Origin of the sequence: Sedimenticola hydrogenitrophicus (assembly GCF_029017505.1) — a bacterium.
Taxonomy (GTDB): Bacteria; Pseudomonadota; Gammaproteobacteria; order Chromatiales; family Chromatiaceae; genus Sedimenticola; species Sedimenticola hydrogenitrophicus_A.
The window spans coordinates 1-11,581 of sequence record NZ_JAQGEI010000063.1; the positions used below are offsets into that span (position 1 = coordinate 1).

Annotated in this window: 1 protein-coding gene; it reads left to right on the plus strand. The window is 63.4% G+C overall.

Annotation, left to right across the window (positions count from 1 at the left end):
• A partial coding sequence (locus O9K64_RS22835; RefSeq protein ID WP_275100433.1) for a right-handed parallel beta-helix repeat-containing protein occupies window positions 1–11,581 on the plus strand: 11,581 nt, incomplete at both ends.

Here is an 11,581-nt window from a genome sequence, read left to right on the forward strand (position 1 = left end):
TTGGCTTGCCTGATCGGGGGCCAGGCGGTTGCGGCAGTTGTCAACCACTCGGGAACACTCAGCGCTCATACCACGTGGTCATCGGGTGATGTTCATCGTATTACGGGTGACGTCACCGTTCCAGCCGGTATCATACTGACGGTCGAGTCGGGGGCTGTCGTCAAGTTCAACTCTGGGTTCAGCCTGTTCGTCAGCGGTGCGCTGGATGCCCGTGGCGCCACCGGTAATGAAGTTATCTTCACCTCCTACCGCGACGACAGCGTCGGTGGGGACACCAACGGTGACGGTCCGAGCCAGGGTGCGCCAGGGGACTGGGGGCGGATCTACATCAACGACACCGTTACCGAAAGTCTTACATTCATCGAAAATGTCGCCATTCGTTATGGAGGCCGCTACAACCAGGGCAACCTGTACCTGTTCCGAGCCAACGTGTCGGTGGTGAACAGCGAGGTGAGCCAGGGATCGCACGTGGGGATCCACAGCTACCAGAGTGCGCCGCGCATCGAAGGCAGCACGATCGCCGACAATGCCAGCATCGGCATCTATGACGACCGAGGTTCGGCCCTGATCCGGGGCAACACCATCAGTCGCAACCTGCACGGGGTGTACGCCCAGTATGCGACCCCGACGCTGGAGGACAACCAGATCAAGGACAACCGTGAGTGGGGTGTCTACCACGTGGATTACCGCGGTGCGCCGCTGATCAGCGGCAACACCATCACGGGGAACAAGCGTGCGGCACGGCTGCCGCTCAGTGCGGTGCCGAACGTAAACGATGATGCGGTGGCCAGCGGCGGCAACGTGCTGGTGCCCAACGAGATCAACGGGCTGTGGATCCTGGGCGGGGGGCTGACCCGGGACCTGACACTGGGAGTGCAGAGCGCGGAGGATGGGCAGGTACTCAACCGCTACCAGTTCGATACGACGCTGACGGTCAACAGCGGGGTGCGCCTGACGCTGGCGCCGGGCGTGGCGTTGAAGTTCGCCGCCAACACGGGGCTGACGGTCCATGGCACTCTGGACGCGGTGGGCACGGCGGGCGCGCCGATCGCCTTCACCTCGCACCGCGACGATGCCTACGGCGGGGATTTCAATGCCGATGGCTACGCGAGCCAGGCGGCGAATGGCGACTGGCAGGGGCTTTACTTCAGCGACCAGTCGAGCGGCAGCGTGCTCGAGCAGGCGGTGGTGCGCTACGGGGGCAGCAGCGGCAACGGCAACGTCTACGCCTACCGCAGCGCCCCACAGCTCACGCAGGTCGAGCTCAGCCACTCCAGCACGAACGGGCTGCGGGTCTATCAGGCGAGCCCGGTGCTGACGGGTGTGATGGCATGGGGCAATGCGGGCGATGGGCTGCGCTTCGAGTCGAGTGGCAGTCCGACGGTCACGGCGAGCCGCATCTACGCCAACTTTGACGACGGGGTGGAAGTGACGGCCGGGGCGAACGTGTCGGTGACCGGCAGCGAGGTGTTCGCCAATGCCGGTTACGGCATCCGCAACGCCGCGGGGAACGCCCACAACGTGGAGGCGACCGACAACTGGTGGGGTGCGGTCGACGGGCCCGGCGGCAGCTACGGCGGCAGTGGCGACGAGATCAGCGAGAAGGTGGTGATCGCCGGCCTGCTGGGCGATGACTACCGCAGCAGCGGCACGGCGTTCAGCTACTTCAACGCCGGGTCGAACACGAGTGAGGGGAGCCTGGCGGGCCCGTCGGTCCCGCAGGGGACGGCGAGCACGGAGTTCGGCACCGCGGCCACCCAGTCGTTGCTCTACGACTTCGAGCGGGTGATCCTGGAGTACGGCACGCTGGCCGCGAGCGGGCGCTACGACCTGCTGGTCACCTATTACAACCCGGATGACACCGCGGGGATCGGCGGCACGGTGCAGCGGCTGACCGACGGGGTGGAGCAGGCCATCCACGGGGCAGTGGTCGTTCCGCGCGGTGGGCCCGTTCTGTACCGCTATGCGCTGGCGCCGGAGGCATACAGCGGCAACCAGCTGCGACTGAACTTCATCCGCGAGAACGGCTATCGCGCCACGGTCTCTCAAGTGTGGCTGGTGGCGCGCGACGGGACCGATACCACGGCACCGAGTGCAGCGTTCAGTGCACCGGCCGCCGGCGCACACCTCAACGGTGGCGAGGTGTTGATCCGCGGCAGCGCCAGCGACGCGACGGGCAGCGGCGTGCTGAACGTCGAGTTCGGGGTCAGCAGCGGCAGCGGCCCGATCGCCTGGCACCCGGTGAGCCAACTGGATGGCGACGCCAACTGGTGGTATCGCTGGAGTCTGCCGGCCGACGGCAGCTACACCCTGCATGCCCGGGCCACGGATTGGGCGGGCAACACGCAGGCGTCGCCGAGCACCCTGGCGGTGGTGGTCAACCAGGCGCCGCCGGTGGCGGTGACCGCGGTATCGGTTCATGACACGCCCCAGGACAGCGGCGGCAGCATCAGCCTGAGCTGGACGCCGTCGACCGACGACGGAGCCGGCAGCAACGACGTGGCCGGCTACCTCATCGAGCGCCGGGCGCTGGGCGGGGCATTCGCCGAGCAGGGCTCGGTGGTGGCCGGGATCAGCGCCTTCGCCGATGCCGCGGCGGTGACCGGCACCGACTACGAGTACCGTGTGGTCGCGGTGGACCTGGCGGGCAACCGCGCACCTTCGGGCATCTACGGCCCGGTGGCGGCCATCGACAACACGCTCTCCGATGTCACTCCGCCCGAAGAGGTCACCAACCTGAGCGGCACGCCGGGCAGCGGCCTCGTGTACCTGAGCTGGACCCGCAGCGTGGACTCGGCGCGCGACCTGGTCGACCAGGCGCTTGATATCTCGGGCGACGGCGGTGCTACCTGGGGCACGAACGCACCGGCCTACAATGACGGCACCACCCTGAGCCTGGGGCAGGCCACCGATCACTACCTGGCCACGGGACTGAACAACGGCACCGGGTACCGGTTCCGGATCCGGACCCAGGACGGGGCCTCGCCGGCGAACCTCAGTGCCGGTGCCCAGACCGGCAACCTCATCCCCAGCGACACGGCCTACACCACCGTCTCGGGCACCCTGAGCGCGGACACCACCTGGGCGGTGGGCGTGTACCACGTCAATGGCGATCTGACGGTGCCCGCCGGGGTGACGCTGCGCATCGAACCGGGCGTAATCGTGAAGTTCGGTGGGTCGCGGCGCATGACCGTCAACGGCACGCTGCTGGCGCAAGGCCGGGAAGGCACCCCGGTGGTGTTCACCGCCTTCAGCGACGACCAGTACGGCGGCGACACCAACGACGACGGTCCTAGCGCGGGCGCGCCGGGTTACTGGAGCCGGATAAGCCTGGAGGGCGGTGCCAGCAGCGGCTCGCGGATCGAGCATGCGGTGATCCGCTACGGCGGCGCCTACAATAGCGGGACCGCCGGCACAGTCTACCTCTATCAGAGCAATGCCACGGTGCTGAACAGCATCATCAGCGATGGTTCCCACGTGGGTATCCACAGCAATCAAAGCTCGCCAACCATTGAAGGCAACACGATCATCGATCATGCCAGCCACGGTATCTACTCCTACTTGGGCTCACTGCTGATCAAAGACAACACGATCAGTCGCAATGCCAACGGCATTTACGCGCATTACAGCACACCGCGGGTTGATGGCAACACCATCACCGATAACACCGGCTACGGGTTCTATAACGTCGACGCACGCAGTGTCCCGGAGATCACGGGCAACACGATCACCGGCAACAACAAGCCGGCGCGGCTGCCGGCCTCGGCGCTGCCGGGCCCGGAGGCCGGCAACACCCTCGTGCCGAACACCCTCAATCAGCTGGAGATCCTGGGCAACGGGCTCGCGCGCGATGTCACCCTCTCGTCGGCGCTCGTATATCACCAGCTCAACGGCACCGTCGGCGTGACCTCCGGCGCGACGTTGCGCCTGCAGCCGGGCGTGATCTGGAAGTTCGGTGTCGATGCCCGCATGACCATCGCCGGTGCGCTCAATGCCATCGGCACGGCGGAGAACAAAATCGTCTTCACCTCCTACCGCGACGACAGCGTCGGCGGGGACACCAACGGTGACGGTCCGAGTCAGGGTGCGCCGGGGGACTGGGCACGGATCTACTTCCAGGACTCGGTGATCGACTTCCTGACTCGCCTGGAGCACACCGTGGTGCGCTATGGGGGCCGGAGTAACGAAGGCAACCTGTACCTGTTCCGAGCCAACGTGTCGGTGGTGAACAGCGAGGTGAGCCAGGGATCGCACGTGGGGATCCACAGCTACCAGAGTGCGCCGCGCATCGAAGGCAGCACGATCGCCGACAATGCCAGCATCGGCATCTATGACGACCGAGGTTCGGCCCTGATCCGGGGCAACACCATCAGTCGCAACCTGCACGGGGTGTACGCCCAGTATGCGACCCCGACGCTGGAGGACAACCAGATCAAGGACAACCGTGAGTGGGGTGTCTACCACGTGGATTACCGCGGTGCGCCGCTGATCAGCGGCAACACCATCACGGGGAACAAGCGTGCGGCACGGCTGCCGCTCAGTGCGGTGCCGAACGTAAACGATGATGCGGTGGCCAGCGGCGGCAACGTGCTGGTGCCCAACGAGATCAACGGGCTGTGGATCCTGGGCGGGGGGCTGACCCGGGACCTGACACTGGGAGTGCAGAGCGCGGAGGATGGGCAGGTACTCAACCGCTACCAGTTCGATACGACGCTGACGGTCAACAGCGGGGTGCGCCTGACGCTGGCGCCGGGCGTGGCGTTGAAGTTCGCCGCCAACACGGGGCTGACGGTCCATGGCACTCTGGACGCGGTGGGCACGGCGGGCGCGCCGATCGCCTTCACCTCGCACCGCGACGATGCCTACGGCGGGGATTTCAATGCCGATGGCTACGCGAGCCAGGCGGCGAATGGCGACTGGCAGGGGCTTTACTTCAGCGACCAGTCGAGCGGCAGCGTGCTCGAGCAGGCGGTGGTGCGCTACGGGGGCAGCAGCGGCAACGGCAACGTCTACGCCTACCGCAGCGCCCCACAGCTCACGCAGGTCGAGCTCAGCCACTCCAGCACGAACGGGCTGCGGGTCTATCAGGCGAGCCCGGTGCTGACGGGTGTGATGGCATGGGGCAATGCGGGCGATGGGCTGCGCTTCGAGTCGAGTGGCAGTCCGACGGTCACGGCGAGCCGCATCTACGCCAACTTTGACGACGGGGTGGAAGTGACGGCCGGGGCGAACGTGTCGGTGACCGGCAGCGAGGTGTTCGCCAATGCCGGTTACGGCATCCGCAACGCCGCGGGGAACGCCCACAACGTGGAGGCGACCGACAACTGGTGGGGTGCGGTCGACGGGCCCGGCGGCAGCTACGGCGGCAGCGGCGACGAGATCAGTGAGAAGGTGGTGATCGCCGGCCCGCTGGGCGATGACTACCGCACCGATGGCACCGAGTACAGCTACTTTGACGCGGGCGGTACCTACCACTACGGCTACAACATCATTACACCCAAGCTCACCGGTACCGCCTCCAGCGAGTGGGGCAGCGCGCCGTACCAGACGTTCCTCCATGACATCGGAAACAAGAGCATTACCGCCGACTATTCAGGCTTGTCGGATGCCGCAGCATACCTGCTTGTTGTCACCTACCTTAGCAATGATGCCGGCGGCACAGTGCAGAAGCTGACGACTGGCAACGGTATGGTGATCCATGAACCCGTACCCTTGCCGATCACCAACCCCACGCGCTACGCCTACCTGATTCCGCGTGGCGCAATCGTCTCCGGCAACCTGTCGCTGAATTTCACAGCGGTCTCCGGACCCAGGGCGCTGGTTTCCGACGTTCATCTGCTCAAGTTGTCGGCAAGCGAAATGATTCCGCCCGTCGTCCAGATCGACGCTCCTATCAATGGTCAATTGCTGGGTGCCGGTGAGCACCTGGTGGGAGGCAGCGCGACTGATGCCGATTCCAGTATTATGGCCGTCGAAGTCGGGGTACAGGCTAACGGCGGTCCCATTCAGTGGCACCCGGTCAGCACCCTCAGCACCACGGGGCAATGGTTCTATCGCTGGGACAACCCCGTATCCGGCAGCTACACCCTGCATGTCCGTGCCACCGACGAGGCAGGGAATCGCACCACCACCGGTCCGCTCAACGTAACCGTCGACACCGCGGCCCCGGCCGCGGTGGCCGGGGTGGGTGTGGAGCAGGGCAGCGGAGTGTTAAGCGTGCTTTGGACTCGTTCTGCCGACGATGGCGCCGGCAGCAACGACGTGGCACGCTACGAAGTCTATCGCAGCGATGGGGCTCTCGGGTCACTGTCGAAACTGGGTGAAGTCCCAGCCGGAACCACACGCTTTGACGATTCCAGCGTGGTAGCGGACGTGGTCTATTACTACATGGTTCGTACCGTCGACCAGGCCAGCAATGGCAGCGATTCCATCAAGGGCGGCCCCTACTTGAGCAGCGATGTCGCGGACACGACGGCCCCCGAAGATATTGGCAATTTTGCTGCCACAGCGGCGCAGGACGGTAGCGGCAACGTCTCGGCGTATCTCACCTGGTCGGGCAGCACCAACAGCGAAGGGGATTTACGCGAGCAGCGGCTCTATCTCTCCATCGACGGCGGAGCCAGCTTCGGCAACAATGCGCCGGTGTACAACAACGGCGGCTACTTTGGCTTGAACAAGGACAGTCGCAACTACCAAGTGACAGGTTTGACCGCCAATCAGACCTACACGTTCAAGTTGACCACAGTCGATGAAGTTCCGAACGAGAGCCCAGGCGTATCGGTATCTCTGACCCCTACGGGCAGCTCGAGCGAGTACGTATCCCTGAATGGTACCTTTTCAACCGATACCACCTTGAAAGCCGGTGTGTTTGTCGTGACCGGTGATCTGACGATACCCGTCGGGGTGACGCTACGCATCGAACCGGGCGTGATCGTGAAGTTCGGTGGGTCGCGGCGCATGACCGTCAATGGCACGCTGCTGGCGCAAGGCCAGAACGGCAACCCGGTGGTGTTCACCTCTTTCAGCGACGACCAGTACGGAGGCGATACCAACGGCAACGGGCCGAGCACGGGCACACCGGGTTACTGGAGCCGGATAAGCCTGGAGGGCGCTGCCAGCAGCGGCTCGCGGATCGAGCAGGCGGTGATCCGCTACGGTGGCGCCTACAATGCCGGGACCGTCGGTACGCTCTATCTCTATCAGAGCAGCGCCACCGTGCTGAACAGCAGCATCAGCGATGGCTCCCATATTGGCATTTACAGCAGAGAAAGTGCGCCAACCATCGAAGGCAACACGGTCATCGACCATGCCAGCCACGGTATCTACGCCTACCATGGCTCGCTGCTGATCAAGGACAATATCATCAGCCGCAATGCCCACGGTATCTATGCCCGGTATTCGACACCGACGATAGAGGACAACCAGATCACCGACAACAGCAACCACGGCATCTACTTCTATGATGCCAGAGATATCCATCCAATCGTCCGCAACACCATCACGGGCAATAACGTATCGATGCTCGTGCCGGCCAGTGGTCTGCCGGATGATACCAATACCGTCACGCCTAACACCCTGCGCTACATCGGTATTCACGGAAATACAATACAGTCCGACACGCATCTGCGCGCGTGGGCACAAGGTATGGCTGACGAGGTCCGGGAGTACGTCGTTTACGGCAGCAACAATCTCCACATACCGCAATTTCTGGTGCTGACCGTTGATCCAGGGGTTATCGTTAAGTTCTCCGGTAGTGCGGGGATCTCTGTGGACGGCGCGCTGGTAGCAGACGGAAGTGTTGAGGAGAAGATCATCTTCACCTCCATTCATGATGATACCGCGGGCGGCGACACCAACGGCAACGGCAGTGACACCGCGCCTGTTAACGGTAACTGGGGAGGGATCACCTTCGGTGACTCTTTATTCGATGTGTTCTCCGTCGTCGATCACGTCAAGGTCCGCTATGCCGGTTCCAATGGTAGTGGTGCACTCTATTTCTATCGTAGCGACATCACCGTGGAGAACAGCGAGATCTCCAACAGCTCAACCAACGGTATACGAATCTATGAAGCGTCGCCGGCGATCATCGGCAGCCGCATCTGGGGCAACGCCCAGGACGGTATACGCGTAGAGCGCGCGGCGTCCAACCCCACTATCTCCTTCAACCGGATCTCGACCAATCTGTCCGACGGCATCGAGGTCGTCGACGGGGCGAGGGCTACGGCCACAAACAACCAGATATTCGTCAACCGCGCATACGGCCTGCGCAACTCTACCGGCAACGTCATCGATGCCAGCCAATCGTGGTGGGGGGATGCTGATGGTAGCGGCCCCTATCACGGCACCACTAATGCACTCGGAACGGGGAACCAAGTCAGCGACAACGTCACCTACGCACCGTACCAGACCACCGTTGGAACGGAGTTCTCCTACAAGAACCTGAGCGCAGCAGCAAGCTCCAGCAGCGGCCCTATGGCGGAGCCGGTCCTTATTCAGGGTGTCTTGTCAGATGAGTGGGCTGCCGCGGGCCAACACCCGGACCGCACAATGGCGTGGGACGCCGAACGGGTCATCCTCGACTACAGCGGCTTGGACCCGGCCAAGCGCTACAAGATCCGCATAAGCTACTTCAACGGCGATACGGCGGCGGTGCTGCAAAGCATCGTCGACGGCGCGGACAATCCGGTGCATCCCGCGATGCAGATGCCGACCGGGTCTCCCGTTCAGTACGAGTTCTCCATCCCCCAAGCCTATTACGGCGCGGGCGACCTACGCCTGCAGTTCATCCACGACAATCTCACCACGTCGCTGCGCGCCGCGGTGCCAGAAGTGTGGCTCATGGAGGAGGTGATCGAGTTCACGCCGCCCAAGTTCGAGAGTGTCGCTTTCAACGACGTGGACGGCAGCGGCACGCTGAGCGTAGGCGATGAATACCATTTCAATTTCTCCGAGCCCATGGACACGAGCGGCGTGGCCGACGGCACCACGGATGCCAACACCAATCTTGCGCCTACCGGGAATCTCGCTTACGGCACCACAAATCAGAGCCGGTGGAGCGCAGATGAAACGACCGTCATCGTCACGGTGACGGAGGGCTTCACCATCACCGGCATGGAAACCGTCACCCCGGTCGGGCTCAAGGACAAATTCAACAACTTCACGGTTGGCAGTCAGACACTGACTTTGAATGATACCGTCGCACCCGCTCTGGCGGGAATTGATTGGCTGGATTCCGACAACAGTACCAACCTAACCTTGGGTGATCGCTTCGTGTTTCGTTTCAGCGAGGCGATGGACACCATCGTCGTCAATACCGGCACCACCCAGGCCAACGCCCACCTGTGGCCGGAAGGCGGGATGCGCTACGGCGATCTCAACATTGTGACCTGGAGTGTCGATCGCCGCGAACTCACCGTGGAGGTGACGGCGGGCTTCACGATCAAGGGTGATGAGCGTGTCATCCCTAGCAGCTTCGTGACCGACGTGGGCGGAAACTCGGTGACCGGCACAGGCCTCTTGGCCGGGCGCGATTATACGCCTCCGTCCTTCCTCAGCGTGAAATTCGATGACGCGAATGGCGATGGTGGCGTCTCGGTGGGTGACAGTTACGCGTTCACCTTCAACGAACCGATGATCCCCGGTTCGCTGTCGAACAATACCACAGAGGCCAACGCCAATCTTTCCCCGGCGGGCCTGCTATACGGCACGGTGAACCGTATCAACTGGAATACCACCTTCACCCAGGTGACGGTCTTCGTGACCGAAGGATTCACTATCAGCGGCAGTGAGGTGGTAACGCCGTCGTTGCAACTGACCGATACCGTCGGAAACAGCATCAACAACACCGTTTCGCTGACCTTGAGCGATACGGTGCAACCGCGCGTGATTGATGCCCATGGCAACATGGCAAGCCCGGTTCAAGCCACCGATCAGTATCGGGTCATCCTACAGTTCAGCGGCACCGTCGAAACCACCGGTGGCATCCAAGTTGCCATCGTGGCATTAGAGGGGACCAGCCCCACCGTAGCCGGTGGCGGGGCTTGGTCGACAACGGTCCATCCCAACGATACCTACACGACACCGCCCATCACGCTCACCACGGCCATGAAGGGAACGCTACGGGTCGATGTCAGCGGTGTCTCAGACGTGGACGGCAACCTGATGGACCCGGCCACCAATGCGTATTCATTCGAGCTGCAGGCGGATCCGCCCGCCATCACCAACCACCCGATTGCCCCTACCATAAACTACGTGCCGACCAACACCGTAACTCTGGAAGGCATGCGGGAGGATAACACCTCGATCTGGATCAACGATATGCAGATCGCCGCAGTGGGCAGCGGGCCATGGAACACCAGCCTGACTCTGAACCAGGGGGCCAACGACGTCGTTGTCCACGCCCGGGATGCCGGCGGCAACCGCTCCGCCTCCGTCACAGTGCGCTTCTTCGTCGACAGCATTGCGCCGGTGATCAGCGGCATCACGCCAGCGAGCAACAGCTATCTTAATTCCGTGCCGTCGTCGGTGTTGATTGGATATACCGAGAGCGGCAGCGGTCTGGATCTGGGGGGCTCCACAGTGAGCGTGGCGCGCAACGGCGTGCCGTTGACCGGCGTCCTCTCCTCAAGCTCGACCAAGGTGGTGTTCACGCCGGACATCCAGTTCGTCGAAGGCGTGTTCCAGATCACCGCGCAGCTTCGGGATGCCGTCGGCCTGCAATCGGCGCCCTTTGCGGGCACCTTCACCATCGATCAGATGCCCCCGGTGGCACCCGTGGTCAACGAGCCGCCCGCGGTGACCAATATCAACCAGCAACTGGTCTCGGGCACCAAGGAGGCCTACAGCGCCATCCAGCTGAACAGCCAGCAGGTGGTGTCCAACACCGCCGGAACCAGCTGGTCCTATACGGTGCCGCTTGCCACTGGGCTCAACACCCTCTCCTTTACCGCCCGGGATCAGGCGGGCAACGAGAGTGTGCCCAGCGTGGTGCGCATCACCTTCGACAACACCGCGCCGGGACCGGTGCCGGTGACGGCCGACGGAGTGGGCGATGGGACTCGGGTCACGCTCGACTGGAGCGGCTACGACGAGGTGGCCAACGGCAACGATATTCAACACTACACGGTCTATATCGCCGCCGCACCTTTTGCGAACACGGCTGCGGCGACGGCGCTCACCACTGTACCAGCCGGACAGAGGAGCTACACCGCCGACGGGTTGGAGCGCGGGCAGGCTTACTACTTCGCGGTGGTGGCGTCCGACACACTGAACAACGCGGTGAGCAGTGTCACCCCGGTTAGCGTCACGCCCGCGGACAGCGTCGCCCCGGCGGAGGTAACCAATCTCCAGGTTGACTCCTTCGCCGACCGGTTGACCGTCAACTGGACAGCTTCCGGCGACACAGACGTGGCCGGGTACCGCGTGTACGTGGATGCCAATCCGCCCGTGGAGCTCGGTGCGGGCACCACCGGCCATTCCATCACCGGACTGTCGCCCGCCTCGGGACACGCCATACGTGTGACAGTGTTTGATCCGGACGGTAATGAAAGTGCGGGTGTCGACGTCACCGGCGTCACGCTGC